We start from the raw sequence: 17,069 nt of genomic DNA, 5'->3' as shown, positions 1-17,069 counted from the left end.
GTATAGGGGATTTCCTCTGTGATACGGTGCTTCACCTAAGACTTGGTTTCTCAGGACAATGACATGTTAGATTATCGCTTTCCGACAGCTATGCAGATGGTGTTTTGTATCGCTCAGTCCCAAAAGGCTGGCCAGCGCTGCACCAGTGCGATTTTAGCAACGGGTCTGGAAGCCAACTCCAGTTTTATCCGCAAACTGATGGTGCCACTGACTCAGCATGGCATTATCGTCTCCACACTTGGTCGCACCGGCTCGATTACACTTGGCCGTCCGGCGGAAGAAATCACACTTCGTGATATTTATTGCGCGGTGATTGAAGATAAACGTCTGTGGGCAGCGCGCCCGGACGTGCCCGCCCGCTGTGTGGTCAGCGCCAATGCCTGCACCTATTTCAAAAACATTGTCAGCGAAGCTGAAGAAGCATCGTTTCAGGTGTTAGCCCGTCATACCGTTGCGGATGCCCTGGCTGAGTTTGAACGCGGTGGCAAATACAAATGTACCAAAGATTTAGCGGCGCAAAACCCAGAAGATTCGCTCTGTTTGAAATAGAGCGCTGATACGCAAGACGCTGCGCACCGCTCTTAATAAAGCATATAAAAAAAAGCCGGGAGATCATTCTCCCGGCTTTTTGCATTCTGTTGATCTTAACGGTTTACACAGTTTGCGTTTCTAAAACGACTTTCTTACGCGTCACCAGCTTGCGCAGTGCGACGTAGAAAACAGGCGTCAGGAACAACCCGAACAACGTCACACCCAGCATACCGGAGAATACGGTAATACCGGTGACACCGCGCACTTCCGCACCCGCGCCGTGACCCAGAATCAACGGGATAGTCCCGGCGATAAACGCAATCGAGGTCATGACGATAGGGCGCAGACGCAGACGGCATGCCTCAAGCGCAGATTCGATAATCCCTTTACCTTGCAGTTCAAGCTCGCGGGCGAACTCAACAATCAGAATCGCGTTCTTACATGCCAGTCCCATCAGCACCACCAGTCCGACCTGTACAAACACGTTGTTGTCGCCACCGGTCAGCCACACGCCAAACAGGGCCGATAGCATGGTCATTGGCACAATCAGGATTACCGCCAGCGGCAGCGTCCAGCTCTCATACAGGGCGGCCAGCACCAGAAACGCCAGTAACACGGACATCGGGAACACAATCAGTGCAGCATTGCCTTGTGTGGATTGCTGATAGCTCAGGTCGGTCCATTCGATATTCATGCCGTTCGGTAACAGGTTTTTCGACATTGCAGTCAGCTCGGTCATTGCCTGCGTCGAAGAAAGCACGCGGGGATCAGCGTCACCGATTAAATCTGCTGCCGGATAGCCGTTATAGCGGATCACCGGATCGGGACCGTAAGTGGTGGTGATATTCAGCATACTGCCGATTGGCACCATTTCACCTTTATCGTTACGGGTACGCAGATTGGCAATGTCTTCCACGGTGTCACGGAACTGGCCATCGGCCTGTGCCATTACTTTCCAGGTACGTCCGAACCGGTTGAAATCATTGATATAGGACGAGCCGAGATACACCTGCAGCGTACTGAACAGTTCGTCCAGCGATACGCCCTGCGCCTTGGCTTTATCACGGTCAATATGCGCGTCCAACTGCGGCACGTTAGCCTGATATGAAGAAATCGGATACCCCATTCCCGGCGTTTGCATGATAGCGCCGGACATGGTGTTAATCGCGGTTTGCAATGCACCGTAACCCAGCCCTGCACGATCCTGTATATACAGAGAATAACCTGATCCCTGACCCAATCCGAGGATCGGCGGCGGCATAATGGAGAAGGCGAACCCTTCCTGGATCTGCGAAATCTTGGCGTTGATTTCCGCATTAATCTCCGCCGCTGTACGGGTACGTTCGCTCAGTGGTTTCAACGCGAAGAACACCGTACCGGTATTCGGCGTATTGGTGAACTGCAAAGCGTTCAACCCGGGGAACGCCACCGCATCAATTACGCCATCAGTACTTAACCCCATTGCGCTGATTTTGCGGATCACCGCATCAGTGCGGGATAAGGACGCGCCTTCCGGCATTTTCACGCCCGCGATCAGATACAGTTTATCCTGCGTCGGGATAAAGCCCCCCGGCACGGCTTTGAACATAAAGGCCGCCGCACACAACAGCAGAATGTAAACCACAAATACCGCGCCACGACGCCCAAGTGTTTTAGACACTGCATTCTGATAACGATGTGAACTGGCATTAAAGAACCGGTTGAACGGTCGGAAAATCCAGCCGAACAGGCGGTCGATAAGCCGCGACGGCATGTCTTTCGGTGCACCGTGCGATTTAAGCAGCAATGCCGCAAGAGCAGGGGACAACGTCAGTGAGTTGATGGCCGAGATCACGGTTGAAATGGCGATGGTCACCGCAAACTGCTTATAGAACTGACCGGTCACGCCCGACAAAAACGCCATCGGCACGAACACCGCACACAGCACCAGCGCGATAGCCACTATCGGTCCTGAAACTTCCCGCATCGCCTGGTGCGCAGCGTCCCTTGGCGCGAGTCCCTCCTCGATGTTTCGCTCGACGTTTTCCACCACCACAATGGCGTCATCGACGACTATCCCTATCGCCAGCACCAGCCCGAACAGACTGAGTGTATTAAGCGAAAATCCGAGCAAATACAGAATGCTGAATGTCCCGATCACAGATATCGGTACCGCCAGCAAAGGAATGATTGATGCGCGCCAGGTTTGCAGGAACAGAATAACCACCAGTACGACCAGCACGACGGCTTCCAGCAATGTGTGAACCACCGCACTGATGGAATCACGGACAAACACCGTCGGGTCGTACGGCGCACGCCAGGTCATGCCTTCCGGGAACCGGGTTGCCAGTTCATCCATTTTGGCTCGCACCGCGTCTGACAAATCGATCGCATTCGCGCCAGGCGACTGGAAGATACCGATCCCGACTGCATCTTTATTATTAAGTTGCGCGCGCAGGGCATAACTGCCGGACCCCATTTCGATACGCGCCACATCACGAAGACGGACAATTTCGCCATTATCACCGCTTTTCAGGATGATTTTGCCGAACTCATCTTCATCTTTCAGACGACCCTGCGCATTGATGGAAAGCAGATAATCACTGTCTTTCGGCATCGGTTCTGCGCCCAGCTGACCGGCAGACACCTGTACGTTCTGTTCCTGCATTGCCTTCACAATGTCAGAAGCCGTCAGACCCCGCGCCGCGACTTTGTTCGGATCCAGCCACACGCGCATGGCATATTCGCCTGCACCGAAAATCTGGATCTGCCCGACACCCGGCAAACGTGCCAGCTCGTCTTTCACCTTCAGCGTGGCGTAGTTGCTCAGATACAGCGAATCATATTTACCCGAAGGTGACACCAGATGCACCACCAGCGTCAACGTTGGCGATTGTTTCTGCGTGGTCACGCCCTGACGGCGGACATCTTCCGGCAGACGGGCTTCGGCCTGGGCCACACGGTTTTGCACCTGAACCTGTGCCTGATCCGGATCGGTTCCCGGACGGAAAGTGACTGTCGTCACCAGCACACCATCAGAACCGGCCACGGATTTCATGTACACCATGTTTTCAACACCGTTGATCGCTTCTTCCAGCGGCGTCGCCACGGTTTCAGCAATCACTTTCGGGTTAGCACCCGGATATTCAGCGCGAACCTGCACGCTTGGCGGTACCACGTTCGGGTATTCGCTGACCGGCAGCAGGGGAATGGCAATCGCCCCGGTGACTAAAATCAGAATCGACAAGACGGCCGCAAAAATCGGCCTGTCGATGAAAAAGCGGGAAAAGTCCATGAGTCAGGATTCTCTTTTATTGAACGGCAGGAGCGGCTGGCGTGACAGTATTAGCCGCCATGCTGACGGTTTTGGCATTGACCGGCATGCCCGGCATGAACACTTTTTGTACGCCATCGATGATGACGCGATCGCCTGCTTCAAGGCCTTTCTGCACGATGCGTAAGCCGCCGTATATGCGGCCAATTTCAACATCACGTCGCTGCGCCTTGCCGTCTTTATCCACCACATAAACGAATTTACGATCCTGATCGGTAAGGATGGCTTTATCGTCCACCAGCAGGGCGTTGAACTGTGCGCTGCCTGGCATTTGAACGCGGGCAAACAATCCCGGCGTAAATGTGCGGTCGCGGTTATCCAGCAGAGCACGCATGCGGATCGTGCCTGTGCCGGAGTTCAGCTGATTGTCAGTAAAATCGACGACGCCCTGATGCGGGTAGCCGTTTTCACCCACCAGCCCGACATGAACCGGTAAGCGACTTTGCGGGCTGTCATTGAATTTCCCTTCGCGGGCCTGCGCCTGATAGCGCAGGAACGTCCCTTCATCGACATCGAAATACACGTAGACCGTGTCGAGTGACACCACCGTGGTCAGTACACTGGCACTGTCGCCCGCTGTTACCAGATTGCCGGTCGTGATCATCGCACGGCTGGCGCGACCATCAATCGGGGAGATGACACGGGTGAAATCAAGATTCAACTGTGCCATGTCCAGCTGTGCCTGAGCTGCCAGCACATCTGACTGTGCCTGCGAAGCGGCCGAACGACGTTGCTCCGCAGCTTCTTTCGACACAGCCAGCGAACCGATCAGCGCTTCCGTACGGGCGGATTCACTTCTCGCCAGACTGGCCTGATTGCGCGCACGCACCAGTTCAGCCTGCGCCTGTTCCTGCGCGGCGCGGTAAGTGCGGTCGTCGATGGTGAACAGCACCTGACCCTTTTTCACTTCCTGACCTTCCTGATAATTCACTTTATCGATATAGCCGGACACGCGGGGGCGCAACTGAACACTTTGTACCGCTTCCACACGTCCGTTAAACGCATCCCACTGGCTGATTGGTTTGATTAACACATCTGCCGCGCTGACTTGCGGAGCAGGTGGTGCAGCATTTTGCGCCACGCTGTTGTCACACCCGGCGAGCAGGGCAACCATCAGCGCAACCCCTGAAAGGCGCAACGTCAAAGGCGTACCGCCGGAGCGGCCGCGTACAACAACCTGTGATTTTTGCAGGTTCATCATTATTTTTATTTCCAGTGAGTAAGTACTGCCAGGCAATACACCGGCCTGTCCGCCGGGTAACGTCCTTTGCCTGATCTGACTTTTTTGGGACTTGCGCCGTTCATCAGCACAATAATGTATCAAATATTGATACAATTGATTCGAGGGGATTGTAGGGATGCGCTTACTAAAGTGCAAGAATTACTGTTACACTTTCTGTGCTATTTTACAGAACGTTTACTTCGGGAAAGAGACTATCCGGTAACGGCCAATTAAATGCAATAGTAAAACTTGCATTTAATCGAAAACTGGGTCAACGTATTAAAAGACGAGTCGCCCTCGGGGGGCGCAAACAAAAAAGAAGCAGGAGACTTGCCATGAGAACCGAGGATTTCATTCACGACCTGATCGAGTGGATCGATCACAATCTGGAAGAACGTCTGGATATTAAAACTGTTGCCAAACGGGCAGGGTATTCCCGCTGGTATCTGCAGCGTATGTTTAAAGAGCACACCGGCTTGCCGATGGGTGAATACATTCGTGAGAAAAAACTGAAGAAATCTGCCGATATGCTGGCCAGTAGTGGCGAACCTATTGTCAGCGTTGCGATTTCTCTGGGCTTCGACTCACAGCAATCTTTCACCCGCAGTTTCAAACGCCAGTTTGGTCAGACTCCGGGCGACTGGCGTCGTGGTCTGAATCTGGCAACGGAATGTCAGGGCTGCCTGCACTAACGGTTGCCTCTGCTTACCTGGTGAGCGTGTACCGCTGGCCCGGCTTCCCTGCCGGGCAGTGAATTTTTCTCTCCCTCATAAACTTCCCTTTCCTCTCCAGAATTCCTCCGGATGATTAATTTCATCAGGCGCTTTGCTGCGCATTTTTCCTGTTTACAGCGTTCAGTTTCTGGCATTTGCACGACCCCCTGCGTCAGGACGTGATCAACCCAACAAAAAACGACATCAAAGTTCACATAAATTGAAATGACGTTTCAATTTCTTGAGTTGCGGGAGTTTTATCGCTAAACTCCTTTTATCATTTCGGCGCCGGGCACAGCCCGACAACCAATAGTCCTGCGGAAAAGCGTATTCGCCTCCGTTTTATGCATAAAGGAACCATCATGATTCTGGATAATTTCTCGCTTCAGGGAAAAGTCGCGGTAGTGACCGGTTGCGATACCGGTTTAGGTCAGGGTATGGCAATCGGCCTCGCCGAAGCCGGTTGTGACATTGTTGGGATCAACATTGTCGAGCCCACAGAAACTATCGAACGCGTTGGCGCAACAGGCCGCCGTTTCCTGAGCCTGACGGCTGATCTGAGCGACACGAAAGTCATTCCGGCGCTGCTCGAACGCGCTGTCGCAGAAATGGGACATCTGGATATTCTGGTCAATAACGCCGGGATCATCCGCCGTGAAGATGCCATCGAGTTCAGCGAAAAGAACTGGGATGATGTGATGAATCTGAACATCAAATCCGTGTTCTTCATGTCACAGGCTGTCGCGAAGCAATTTATTGCTCAGGGCACCGGCGGCAAAATCATTAATATCGCGTCGATGCTTTCTTATCAGGGCGGTATCCGCGTGCCTTCTTATACCGCATCGAAAAGCGCCGTCATGGGTGTGACTCGTCTGCTGGCCAATGAATGGGCGAAACACAACATCAACGTGAACGCGATTGCACCGGGTTATATGGCGACCAACAACACCCAGCAACTTCGTGCCGATGAAGCACGCAGCGAAGAGATTCTGGGGCGTATTCCTGCTGGCCGCTGGGGCTTGCCATCTGATCTGATGGGGCCGGTTGTGTTCCTGTCTTCACCGGCTTCCGACTATATCAATGGCTACACGATTGCCGTTGACGGCGGCTGGCTGGCGCGTTAATCACGCTAATTACTGACAAATATTCACCGACAGCAGCGGGTCACACCGCTGCCCAAAGAGGAAATCTCATGAAAATTGCATTGATGATGGAAAACAGTCAGGCCGCTAAAAACGCGATCATCCTGAAAGAACTCAACGCCGTGGCATCGGAAAAAGAGTATCCGGTCTACAACGTGGGCATGTCTGACGAACAGGATCACCACCTGACATACATCCATCTGGGCATCATGGCCAGTATTCTGCTCAATTCTAAAGCTGTGGATTTTGTCGTTGCAGGCTGCGGCACCGGTCAGGGCGCACTGATGTCTCTGAACATTCACCCGGGCGTTAACTGCGGTTATTGTATTGATCCGGCGGATGCCTTCCTGTTCGCGCAAATCAACAACGGCAACGCCTTATCACTGCCATTCGCTAAAGGCTTCGGCTGGGGCGCTGAGCTGAACGTGCGTTTCATCTTTGAAAAGGCCTTTACCGGTGTGAAAGGAGAAGGCTATCCGGCTGACCGCAAAGAACCTCAGGTGCGCAACGCCGGTATTCTGAATCAGGTGAAAGCCGCAGTGGTAAAAGAAAACTATCTGGATACGCTGCGTGCTATCGATCCTGAACTGGTAAAAACCGCTGTCACCGGCGAACGTTTCCAGAAATGTTTCTTTGAAAACTGCCAGAACAAAGAGATCGAAACCTTTGTGCGTGAAATCCTCGCATAAGATTTTGTTTTCTGTGGGGTCAAAAAACCGGTGCTCATGGCACCGGTTTTTTTATGATCAGAAAGAATTATAAAAAATCTTGTCGTTGCGGCGTGAATGTGTCGAGCAACACACCTTTTTCCAGACAGACGCAGCCGTGCATGATGTACGGTTTTTTATACAGAGTATCGCCTGCGCTTACTTCACGGGTTTCTTCACCGATCGTGAATTTAAAGCGACCGGACAACACATATGTCAGTTGTTCATGCACGTGGTTATGCATCGGTCCAATGGCGCCTTCTTCAAAATACACTTCAACGGCCATCATGGTGCCGTCATGCGCCAGAACGCGACGGCTCACACCGTCACCCAGATCCTGTAAGGGAATATCTTTTTTAAACGTAAACATCGGTTAGTCCTTGCGTAATGAACTGAGGAGGGCATCCGGGATTTCCGCCAGATACAGTGCCGGTAAGCCTTCGTAATCGGTGGTGAAAAGCACGTGACGGTCATCGGGCGAGAAAGATGGGTGCGGATGCGTCACCTGCCGGTCGCCATCAAGCACTTGCCATGAACTGTTATGCGCGGCCAGAGGAGCATGCTGACGGGTTTTGGCATCGAAAATATACAACCACGGATCGTTTTCAATCGTATGGCTGGCAGTATCTTTCACATCTACCGGCGTACCGGAACCGTCACCGACCAGCAGCGTACCATTCTCGTTGCTCATCAGATGCGAACAGGCCGGCATAGTCATCAGACAGACATCTTCACCAGTTTGCGGATCGAAACGGCGGATGTGGCGGTCATGCTGGCCTTTCAGATAAGACACATACATCAGCGCAGAACCGTCCGGTACCCAGAATTCATGTGTGCAGCTTTCGCCTGGCGCATGCTCTTTCACTTTACGCACATTGCTGCCGTCTTCATTCACCAGCCACATGCGTGCATCAACCAGATCGTGAGGGCCTTCGTGGCAGAAAGCGACGGTGTTGTCATCAAACGGGCGATAAATCGGGTGTCCGAGCCATTCGTTTTTCTCGTGGATCACACGGGATTTCCCGCTGAGTAAATCGACGCGCAACAGACGGCAGTGCGGATTGCTGTGATAAAACGCCTGGAAGATTTTCCAGTCTGACAGGGGCGTCCAGTCCTCACGACTGATCTCGATACCCACCAGACGGGTGCATTCGCTGTTGGCCACCCAGGTGCCGTAGCCAACCCATTCTTCCGGCACCTGATACACGGTGTGCTCACTAAAATCAGCCAGTTTTACGCGCTGCAGGCTACGTTCATTTTTGACGTAGTAAAGATACTGATCGTCCGGAGAGAGGAAACCGCCAAAAGTGTTATCGCCTTTGCCTTCCGTCAGTTGCACCGCATTCTGTGTTTTCAAATCCAGCAGGTAATAGTTGCGGTTGCCGTCAAACTCACCGGCAAACAACAGTTTATTGCCATCACGGGTAAAGCATTTCTGATAGAAATAATTGCGATGACACAACACATCGGGCGGCGTTAAACGGGTTACCCGCGCACCGGTCTGAGGGTCCTGAACGGTATGGAAATTAAATTGAATCTGAGAACCTTTTGCCATGATTCACCCCACAAGTAGTTTGAAATCAGCCGGTGTTCTGGCTTCCTTTTCATTAATTAAAATGCAGTTTCATTAATTTGAAAACACATTACCACTTAGTGAGATAAAACGGCGTCGGGTGAAAACAAAAGTGCAAAGCTGATCACAAAACGGTTGGCTTTTGCCACAGCGTAAAACCATCCTATAATGATATAGCTTACTCAAATGCTATTGATACTCTGGATGATTAAAGAGTACGAACAAAATATCTCACGCTTACACGGTGGAGTATTTTAGAAAAGGGATGTAAAAGATGAGATTAAGAAAAAAACGTGTGAAACCTATGCAAATCAATGACATTACTATCATTGACGACACCAAACTGAAAAAAGCCATTACCGCCGCAGCACTGGGCAATGCGATGGAATGGTTTGATTTCGGTGTGTATGGATTTGTGGCCTTTGCTTTAGGGCAGGTGTTTTTCCCGGGTGCAGACCCGGGTATTCAAATGATTGCCGCCCTGGCAACCTTTTCCGTACCGTTCCTTGTCAGGCCTCTGGGCGGCCTGTTCTTCGGTGCGCTTGGCGACAAATTTGGTCGCCAGAAAGTCCTTTCCGTCACCATCATCATCATGTCCGTCAGCACCTTCTGTATCGGGCTGATACCCGGTTATAACTCCATCGGTATCTGGGCGCCCATTTTGCTGTTACTGGCAAAATTAGCGCAGGGTTTCTCGGTGGGTGGCGAATATACCGGTGCAGCGATTTTCGTTGCGGAATATTCTCCTGACAGGAAACGCGGCTTCCTCGGTAGCTGGCTGGATTTCGGTTCCATCGCCGGTTTTATTCTCGGTGCGGGCGTCGTGGTATTGATTTCCAGCATTGTGGGTGAGGCGAACTTCCTCGAATGGGGCTGGCGTATTCCGTTCTTCATTGCTGCGCCGCTGGGCCTGATCGGTATTTATCTGCGTCATGCGCTGGAAGAAACCCCGACATTCCAGCAGCACGTGGATAAAATCGACAGTGATGCACGCAAAGACATCGCTGAACCGCCAAGAGTCTCGTTCCGTGAAATCCTGACCAAGCAATGGCGGCCTCTGATTATCTGTGTCGGCATGGTGATTGCCACAAACGTCACCTACTACATGCTGCTGACCTACATGCCGAGCTATCTGTCCCACAGCCTGCATTACTCTGAAGATCACGGTGTGCTGATCATCATCGCCATCATGGTCGGTATGCTGTTTGTACAGCCATTCATGGGGATGCTGAGCGACCGCTTTGGCCGTAAGCCTTTCGTGATCATCGGCAGCATCGGCCTGTTCATTCTGGCTATCCCGTGCTTCATTCTGATTAACAGTGATGTGATAGGCCTGATTTTCTTAGGTCTGCTGATCCTCGCGGTGCTACTGAACTGCTTCATCGGTGTGATGGCGTCAACGTTACCGGCAATGTTCCCGACGCATATCCGTTACAGCGCGCTGGCGATTGCTTTCAACATTTCAGTACTGATTGCGGGTCTGACGCCCACGATCGCGGCGTGGCTGGTAGAAACAACCAATAACCTGTACATGCCCGCGTATTACCTGATGGTGGTGGCGATGATTGGTCTGGTGACCGGTATCTTTATGAAAGAAACCGCCAACCGTCCGCTGAAAGGCGCCACACCGGCGGCCTCAGACCGTGCGGAAGCGCGTGAAATCCTCCAGGAACATCACGATAACATCGAACAGAAAATTGAAGATATTGATGCGCAGATTGTTGAACTTGAAGCAAAAAGAAAAAATCTGATTGCTCAGCATCCTGATATCAACTGATTCCGTTTTCCAACATGCCCATAGCCGGTCACTTTGCTGACCGGCTTTTTTTTGCCTTTTACCGCATTTTTTTCGTTCCTGCTCCATACTTCATTTCCTGGTCATCTGAATGGAAAGTCTGTATGCAGAATCCTACGTTGTTTCAGTTCTTTCACTGGTATTACCCGGATGGGGGGAAGCTCTGGCCGGAGGTGGCCGAAAAAGCAGCCTGGCTGGCTGAGATTGGCATTACCGCTGCCTGGCTCCCGCCCGCCTATAAAGGCGAATCCGGGGGATATTCGGTTGGCTATGACACATATGATTTGTTTGATCTGGGCGAGTTTGAACAGAAAGGCTCCCGAGCCACTAAATATGGCGACAAAGAGGGATTACTTGCGGCCATCGGCGCACTGAAACAGCATAAGCTGGGCGTCATTCTTGACGTGGTGCTCAATCATAAAATGGGGGCGGATGAGAAAGAACGCGTGCAGGTTAACCGCGTTAACATTGATAACCGTGAAGAAATCAGTGATGACATCATTGAAGCGGAAGCGTGGACACGTTTCATTTTTGCCGCCCGTGAGGGCCGGTATTCGAAATTTATCTGGGATTTTCACTGCTTCAGCGGTGTCGACCATATTGAAAACCCGGATGAACAGGGCATTTTCAAAATCGTTAACGACTACACCGGCGGCGGCTGGAACGATCAGGTCGACGACGAGTTTGGCAATTACGATTATCTGATGGGAGCCAACGTCGATTTTCGCAATAACGCGGTCAGCGAGGAACTCAAATACTGGGGCCGCTGGATCATGGAACAAACGAACTGTACCGGTTTCCGTCTTGATGCAGTGAAACATATTCCGGCCTGGTTCTATAAAGAATGGATTGACCATATTCAGGCGGAAGCCGAACAGCCGATGTATCTGGTCGCGGAATACTGGTCATTCGATGTCCAGACGCTGCAAAATTACATCCATCAGGTGGAGGGCAAAACCATGCTGTTCGATGCGCCGTTGCAGCTGAATTTCCACCATGCTTCGAAGCAGGGAGCGGATTTTGACCTGACCACCATTTTTGATAACACCCTGGTTGCCGCCGATGCGGAGCATGCCGTGACCCTGGTGGCCAATCACGACACGCAGCCGTTACAGTCTCTTGAAGCACCGGTTGAGCCGTGGTTCAAACCGCTGGCCTACGCGTTAATCCTGTTGCGGGAACAGGGCGTGCCGATCGTATTTTATCCGGATTTATTCGGCGCAAGTTACGAGGATGAAGGGGACGACGGTAACAATTACACGATTGAACTGCCTGCGATTGTGCCACTGGAAGCGCTGATCAGAGCCCGTCAGCGCTACGCATGGGGGGCACAAACCGATTATTTCGATCACCCGAACTGCATTGCGTTTTCACGCAGCGGCACCGCAGAACACCCGGGCTGCGTGGTGGTGATGTCCAACGGCGAAGCAGGTGAGAAAACGATTGATCTGGGCGACAACTTCGCCGGTAAAAAATGGCGGGACGTGCTGGAAAACCGCGAGGATATCATTACAACCGACGAGCAAGGCAGCGCGCAATTTTACTGCGCTGCCGGAAGCGTCAGTGTCTGGACTCTGGCAGAGTAAAACAACAGCGGGTGGATTAACCACCCGCAACCTTAACGGAAGCCGAAAGCAATCAGCAGGGAATACCCCCCCAGTAATGCGATAAACGCTACAGCTCTGACGATTCCGGCACTTTTTCCCATCAACTGCCGCGGCAGCATCGCCAATATGATAATCGCGTTTAACGGCACGCCGTACCATTTCCAGTGTTTTGGTGCCATCATCCAGAGCACGCAAAAACTGCTGGCACTGAGTACACCATAATTGGTGAATGCCATAACCATATTTCCTGCGTCAGGCTTAAACATCGTGAAGAAGCCCAGCATTATTTTCACCATAATCGCGGTCGAGAGCACCGACAACACACATTCTGTCGCGCACAACATACGCGGGCGGTAACGCAACTTTCGCTCCAGATAACGGTAACCGTGAATATACAACCCGATAATCGCGATGAGTAAGATACGCGAGCGCCACGGCTCTGGATGCTCACGCGTCGCCAGCATGATCAGCAAAAGCCAGAAGCCGTTCAGGAAAACAGTTCCCCAACTTAGCGCTACCCGGGTTTCAGACAGGGTTTTCAGCAGCACAGAATTTAAATAGGGTAATAACGCAGGATGATACATTCTGATCTCTCTGAGTTTATTGCTCAGTGATGTCATAAAATCGGGTACCAGCTTTGCCCACCAGGGCACGGTTGCACCTTCAACCGTGAGTAACCGCAAGCGCAACCGATTCAGTGTTGAATCCTGATATGCACGTACCATCACCGACCAGTAACGTTTCGCACCAGTCATCTCAACCTGACGTTGCAGGGCCGCCAGCCTGTAAGGTGAGATGCCACCGGGCTGATAATGGTCGACATCCCAGCCCATAATGTCGGAGACCTTGATCAGAAGTGCGGAATATAACCCTTCACGATCACTTAATTGCGCTGCCAGTTCCTGACTGAACAATTCGTGCAGTTCAAGGTTTTGCAGCACATTGCTCTTGAGAAAAACATCCAGACGCTTAAGGCCGGCAGTTTCATCGTCCATCATTTCATCAGTAATTTCAGTTGCCTGTGAAATGATTTTTCGCCGTAGCGCAGTATCACGATAGGTTTCCTGCCTGATCTCATTGACGGGGTTAAACGGAGCAGGTTTTTGCAAAAAGGTCTGTGGGACAACCTCAGCAGGCGGCTCATGCATTGTGACAATGTCACTGATTGTCGCGTCATTCCCCTGATTTTTCGCCGCATCAAAGGCTTCACGCAAACGTTGATACCCTTCCGGGTCCTGGTCCGGACGGGTATTTTTCAGCTGTCGGGCATAAGCCCGTTTAATCACGCTGAGATCCTGAGTGGGCTCAATGCCTAAAACTGACCAAATTCCCTGGCTGCTCATTCCATCGCCCACGTCATTAATCCTGAATTCAAAAGAAACATCAGTCTTCACCCCAGCGTGTACCGGAATCATCCCGGCAACGACTTCCGGCAGTATTTTCAATTTGCTGATGCAACGCATCAAGCTGACAAAGCGAAATCCCGACGGGCTGATAATGGTCAATTTCCCATCCCATCAGCACGGCAACGTTCACCAGCACCGGGCGGGTCAGTCCTTCACGCTCCGCCAGATCCCACGCCAGCTGCTGACTGAACATTTCGCGCAACTGAAGATTTTGTAGCAATTCTTCTGACAGACAAACTTTCAGCAACGCCACGCCAGCCTGTTCATTTTCCAGCAGCAGGCTGACGGTATCGGATACCAGATGGTGGACCTGCGTCCGGCTGATTAATGCGTCATCAGTCATCGGCAAAAGGGGAGATGAATAAGTGACAGCGTCACTGGCATTCCACACATAATCGCCGCGCCGGGCTGATTCAAACGCTTCCCGCAGACGCTGATACGCTTCGGGATGCTGATCGGGTCGCGTGTTTTTGAGCTGCCGTGCATAGGCCCGCTTGATCGCGCTGATGTCCTGCGTGGCTTCTATCCCCAAAACTGACCAGATCGCCATCGGGCTATTCCCACTCACTGCGCAGATGCACCAGCAGCGCCTCAAATTCCTTACGCGCTGCCGCAATCTGCCGGGCATCCTGCGTGTCGAGCACATGTTCAAAGCGATACAGCTGAGCAGCGATAAACTGCCGCTGGTCGCCAAGGCTTTGTTCATAATACGCGTTGGCTTCTGCTACCAGCTGGCGGTTTACCAGTTGCTCACGGGGATGCTGTTTGATGTTTTCCAGTTTCAGCAGACTTGCGGTAATTTGCGCAGGTGTCAGGCTGCCCGGCGCTTTCTCAATCACCAGTTTTTCCACCTGTCCGGTGCTGGTGATTTTACATTCCACTTCCAGAATGCCGTCGAGCGTGTAAGTGAAACGCACCTCGGCGCTCATTTCACCTGCCGGGCGCGGAGGCACATCAACGGCCAGCGATCCGAGCAGTATATTGTCGGCGACCCGCCGTGCTTCACCCTGATAAATGGACAGATTCAGGTACTTTTGCTGATCGGAGATCGTGACAATCGTTTCCACGCGACTCACCGGTACAAAGCTGTTTCGCTCAATCAGCGGCAGAAAATGACCGTCTTCGTAGCCGTCGCCTTTAGGGCGGGAAATTCCGATGCCGAGCGTAAACGGCATCACATCGGTCAGCACGATGTCATCGAGCGCCTGATCCTGCAAGACCAGTCCGGCCTGAATACCGGCACCGAGCGCCACGGCTTCGTCCGGTTGTAACTCACTGCGTGGGAAGCGCCCGAACAGACGGGCCACCGCCTGACGCACCAGTGGCATTCGCGTTGCACCGCCCACCAGCACCACATGATCCACTTCATCGGCGGAGAACCTGGCATCGCGCAGCGCCTGAATCACCGGTTTTTTCATCCGCTCCAGCGTACTTTCACAGCATTGCGCCAGAATTTCAGTGGTCAGCGTCCAGTTCAGCGATCTGTCATTCCACTGGTATCTGAGTGGCGTGCTGTCTTGCGTGGTCAGCTGGCATTTCGCTTTTTCCGCCAGCGTAATCAACTGACCGAAAAGGGCGTTATCGTCTTTATCCAGCTCCGGATACTGCGCCAGCATCCAGCCTGCAAGACTGCGGGTAAAATCATCGCCCCCGAGGAACACGTCGCCGCTGCTGGCCCGCACTTCAATCACGCCTTCGAACATATCGATAATTGAAACGTCAAACGTGCCGCCCCCCAGATCGAACACCAGGAATTTCTGCTCCTGCTGATTCACCAGCCCGTAGGCCAGTGACGCCGCCGTCGGTTCATTGAGCAGACGTTCAACATGCAGTCCCGCCAGTTCACCGGCAGCCTTCACGGCCTTGCGCTGAATATCATTAAAATAAGCAGGAACGGTGATAATGGCGCGCTTCACCTCACAGCCACAATGTTGCTCAACATCCGCTTTCAGACTGCGCAGCAGAAGGGCGGAGAGCTCTTCCGCACGAAAGTTTTGATGTCCAAGCCGGAACTGATGTTCCGTGCCCATGAAACGTTTAAAACTGGAAAGGGTGAGGTCAGGGTGGGTAAATAACCGCGCCTGTGCAGGCGCGCCGACCAGGACATGACCGTTATCATCGAGACCGATCACTGAGGGTGTCAGATTTTTTCCATAGACGTTAGGAACCAGAACGGACTGACCGTCTTGCCAGATGGCAACTGCGCAGTTTGAAGTGCCTAAATCTATTCCTATCAACATCCGTATCACCCCAGAAGCGTAAACTGTATATAACCGAAAGAACTTTCATCGGCCAAATTTACAGAAAGTTGAGGAGATTTTGTAGATTGCCGGATTTAATTCCTGACGAAAAACCGACATTTACCGGCACTGAGGAACAGTGGACATCAATTTTTTTCTTAACCACTAGACGACTGGTCTAATTCAATGTATTGTCAGCCCATGAACACGACAAAAGCATCTGACACAGGCAAAACTGACCAGCGTAAACACATTCTTGCTGTGGGACAGTCCCTCATGGCGAAGAAAGGTTTCTCGGCAGTCGGCCTGAATGAAATTCTGACCACCGCGTCCGTACCGAAGGGGTCGTTTTATTACTACTTCACGTCGAAAGATGCATTTGGTGAGGAACTGCTGAAAAGCTATTTTCAGGATTACCTGTCTGCGATGGATGTTACCCTGGCCCAGCCGGGGCTGACGATGGCGCAGCGTCTGATGAATTACTGGCAGCAATGGCAGGAGAGTCAGTCATTTTACGACTGCCAGGGTAAATGCCTCGCCGTGAAACTGGGTGCCGAAGTAGCGGATCTTTCTGAACCGATGCGTCAGGCGCTGAATGATGGCACTTCCGGCATTATCAGCCGCATTGCCCGGGCGATTGAAGCGGGAATTAAAGAAGGATCGATGGCCGTCAATGATGCACCGCTGATTGCCGCACAAGGGCTGTATCAGTTGTGGCTCGGGTCAAGTGTGATGGTGAAAATTTTACGTAATACGCAACCTTTTGACGCCGCCATGACGATGACACAACAGATTATCCATCAGCCGCAGTAAGCTGATG

14 protein-coding genes are annotated in these 17,069 nt (G+C 52.2%); 7 read left to right on the top strand and 7 right to left on the bottom strand.

Annotated features, from left to right (window positions below):
• The first annotated feature begins 63 nt into the window (after positions 1-63).
• Entirely contained in the window at positions 64-549 is a 486-nt protein-coding gene (locus LC431_RS07725; RefSeq protein WP_013577760.1) for an Rrf2 family transcriptional regulator, read from the top strand.
• 103 nt (positions 550-652) lie between these two features.
• Here LC431_RS07725 and LC431_RS07720 read toward each other — a convergent pair whose 3' ends face one another.
• Both LC431_RS07720 and LC431_RS07715 read right to left on the bottom strand, forming a co-directional pair.
• On the bottom strand, positions 653-3,805 hold the full coding sequence (locus LC431_RS07720) for an efflux RND transporter permease subunit (RefSeq protein WP_013577759.1): 3,153 nt from the start codon (positions 3,803-3,805) through the stop codon (positions 653-655).
• A gap of 16 nt (positions 3,806-3,821) precedes the next feature.
• Positions 3,822-4,958, bottom strand: coding sequence for an efflux RND transporter periplasmic adaptor subunit (locus tag LC431_RS07715; RefSeq protein WP_223509661.1), 1,137 nt, complete (start codon positions 4,956-4,958; stop codon positions 3,822-3,824).
• A gap of 443 nt (positions 4,959-5,401) precedes the next feature.
• Here LC431_RS07715 and LC431_RS07710 point away from each other — a divergent pair, with 443 nt between their 5' ends.
• The 3 genes from LC431_RS07710 to LC431_RS07700 all read left to right on the top strand — a co-directional run bounded on the left by LC431_RS07710 (position 5,402) and on the right by LC431_RS07700 (position 7,610).
• On the top strand, positions 5,402-5,758 hold the full coding sequence (locus LC431_RS07710; protein WP_013577757.1) for a helix-turn-helix domain-containing protein: 357 nt from the start codon (positions 5,402-5,404) through the stop codon (positions 5,756-5,758).
• Between the two features lie 383 nt (positions 5,759-6,141).
• A complete protein-coding gene (gene kduD / locus LC431_RS07705; RefSeq protein ID WP_013577755.1) occupies positions 6,142-6,903 on the top strand; it encodes a 2-dehydro-3-deoxy-D-gluconate 5-dehydrogenase KduD in 762 nt (253 codons plus the stop codon).
• 68 nt (positions 6,904-6,971) lie between these two features.
• Complete coding sequence (locus tag LC431_RS07700) at positions 6,972-7,610, top strand: RpiB/LacA/LacB family sugar-phosphate isomerase (protein WP_013577754.1); 639 nt, start codon at positions 6,972-6,974, stop codon at positions 7,608-7,610.
• 67 nt (positions 7,611-7,677) lie between these two features.
• On the opposite strand, the gene LC431_RS07695 is transcribed toward LC431_RS07700, so the two are convergent.
• Positions 7,678-7,998 (bottom strand): cupin domain-containing protein, encoded by a 321-nt coding sequence (locus LC431_RS07695; protein ID WP_013577753.1) that lies wholly within the window; start codon positions 7,996-7,998, stop codon positions 7,678-7,680.
• Positions 7,999-8,001: 3 nt separating this feature from the next.
• A complete protein-coding gene (locus tag LC431_RS07690) occupies positions 8,002-9,183 on the bottom strand; it encodes an oligogalacturonate lyase family protein (RefSeq protein WP_013577752.1) in 1,182 nt (393 codons plus the stop codon).
• Between the two features lie 292 nt (positions 9,184-9,475).
• On the opposite strand from LC431_RS07690, the gene proP reads away from it, so the two are divergent.
• A complete protein-coding gene (proP, locus tag LC431_RS07685; protein WP_013577751.1) occupies positions 9,476-10,978 on the top strand; it encodes a glycine betaine/L-proline transporter ProP in 1,503 nt (500 codons plus the stop codon).
• 122 nt (positions 10,979-11,100) lie between these two features.
• Complete coding sequence (gene amyA / locus LC431_RS07680; protein WP_112151358.1) at positions 11,101-12,582, top strand: alpha-amylase; 1,482 nt, start codon at positions 11,101-11,103, stop codon at positions 12,580-12,582.
• A 32-nt stretch (positions 12,583-12,614) separates the two neighbouring features.
• Here amyA and LC431_RS07675 read toward each other — a convergent pair whose 3' ends face one another.
• From LC431_RS07675 to LC431_RS07665, 3 genes are read right to left on the bottom strand one after another with little or no spacing between them, the layout of a single operon-like run.
• Positions 12,615-13,958 (bottom strand): hypothetical protein, encoded by a 1,344-nt coding sequence (locus LC431_RS07675; protein ID WP_223509587.1) that lies wholly within the window; start codon positions 13,956-13,958, stop codon positions 12,615-12,617.
• Between the two features lie 28 nt (positions 13,959-13,986).
• The gene (locus LC431_RS07670; protein ID WP_223509586.1) at positions 13,987-14,559 is read right to left on the bottom strand and encodes a J domain-containing protein; all 573 of its coding nucleotides are present in this window, start codon (positions 14,557-14,559) and stop codon (positions 13,987-13,989) included.
• Positions 14,560-14,563: 4 nt separating this feature from the next.
• On the bottom strand, positions 14,564-16,249 hold the full coding sequence (locus LC431_RS07665; protein WP_013577747.1) for an Hsp70 family protein: 1,686 nt from the start codon (positions 16,247-16,249) through the stop codon (positions 14,564-14,566).
• A gap of 201 nt (positions 16,250-16,450) precedes the next feature.
• Here LC431_RS07665 and LC431_RS07660 point away from each other — a divergent pair, with 201 nt between their 5' ends.
• Positions 16,451-17,062, top strand: a complete 612-nt coding sequence (locus tag LC431_RS07660; protein ID WP_112151581.1) for a TetR/AcrR family transcriptional regulator — start codon at positions 16,451-16,453, stop codon at positions 17,060-17,062.
• Positions 17,063-17,069 lie beyond the last annotated feature (7 nt).

This window comes from Rahnella sp. GSA61A (genome assembly GCF_019969905.1).
In the GTDB taxonomy this organism is placed as follows: domain Bacteria; phylum Pseudomonadota; class Gammaproteobacteria; order Enterobacterales; family Enterobacteriaceae; genus Rahnella; species Rahnella aceris.
Note: the sequence above shows the minus strand (reverse complement) of the source record. Positions and strands in the feature narration are given on the sequence as shown.

Excerpts from the sequence above, each read along its gene's own strand:
- LC431_RS07725 (WP_013577760.1), top strand. The coding sequence starts at position 64 with ATGTTAGATTATCGCTTTCCGACAGCTATGCAGATGGTGTTTTGTATC.
- LC431_RS07720 (WP_013577759.1), bottom strand. The coding sequence starts at position 3,805 with ATGGACTTTTCCCGCTTTTTCATCGACAGGCCGATTTTTGCGGCCGTC.
- LC431_RS07715 (WP_223509661.1), bottom strand. The coding sequence starts at position 4,958 with ATGGTTGCCCTGCTCGCCGGGTGTGACAACAGCGTGGCGCAAAATGCT.
- LC431_RS07710 (WP_013577757.1), top strand. The coding sequence starts at position 5,402 with ATGAGAACCGAGGATTTCATTCACGACCTGATCGAGTGGATCGATCAC.
- kduD (WP_013577755.1), top strand. The coding sequence starts at position 6,142 with ATGATTCTGGATAATTTCTCGCTTCAGGGAAAAGTCGCGGTAGTGACC.
- LC431_RS07700 (WP_013577754.1), top strand. The coding sequence starts at position 6,972 with ATGAAAATTGCATTGATGATGGAAAACAGTCAGGCCGCTAAAAACGCG.
- LC431_RS07695 (WP_013577753.1), bottom strand. The coding sequence starts at position 7,998 with ATGTTTACGTTTAAAAAAGATATTCCCTTACAGGATCTGGGTGACGGT.
- LC431_RS07690 (WP_013577752.1), bottom strand. The coding sequence starts at position 9,183 with ATGGCAAAAGGTTCTCAGATTCAATTTAATTTCCATACCGTTCAGGAC.
- proP (WP_013577751.1), top strand. The coding sequence starts at position 9,476 with ATGAGATTAAGAAAAAAACGTGTGAAACCTATGCAAATCAATGACATT.
- amyA (WP_112151358.1), top strand. The coding sequence starts at position 11,101 with ATGCAGAATCCTACGTTGTTTCAGTTCTTTCACTGGTATTACCCGGAT.
- LC431_RS07670 (WP_223509586.1), bottom strand. The coding sequence starts at position 14,559 with ATGGCGATCTGGTCAGTTTTGGGGATAGAAGCCACGCAGGACATCAGC.
- LC431_RS07665 (WP_013577747.1), bottom strand. The coding sequence starts at position 16,249 with ATGTTGATAGGAATAGATTTAGGCACTTCAAACTGCGCAGTTGCCATC.
- LC431_RS07660 (WP_112151581.1), top strand. The coding sequence starts at position 16,451 with ATGAACACGACAAAAGCATCTGACACAGGCAAAACTGACCAGCGTAAA.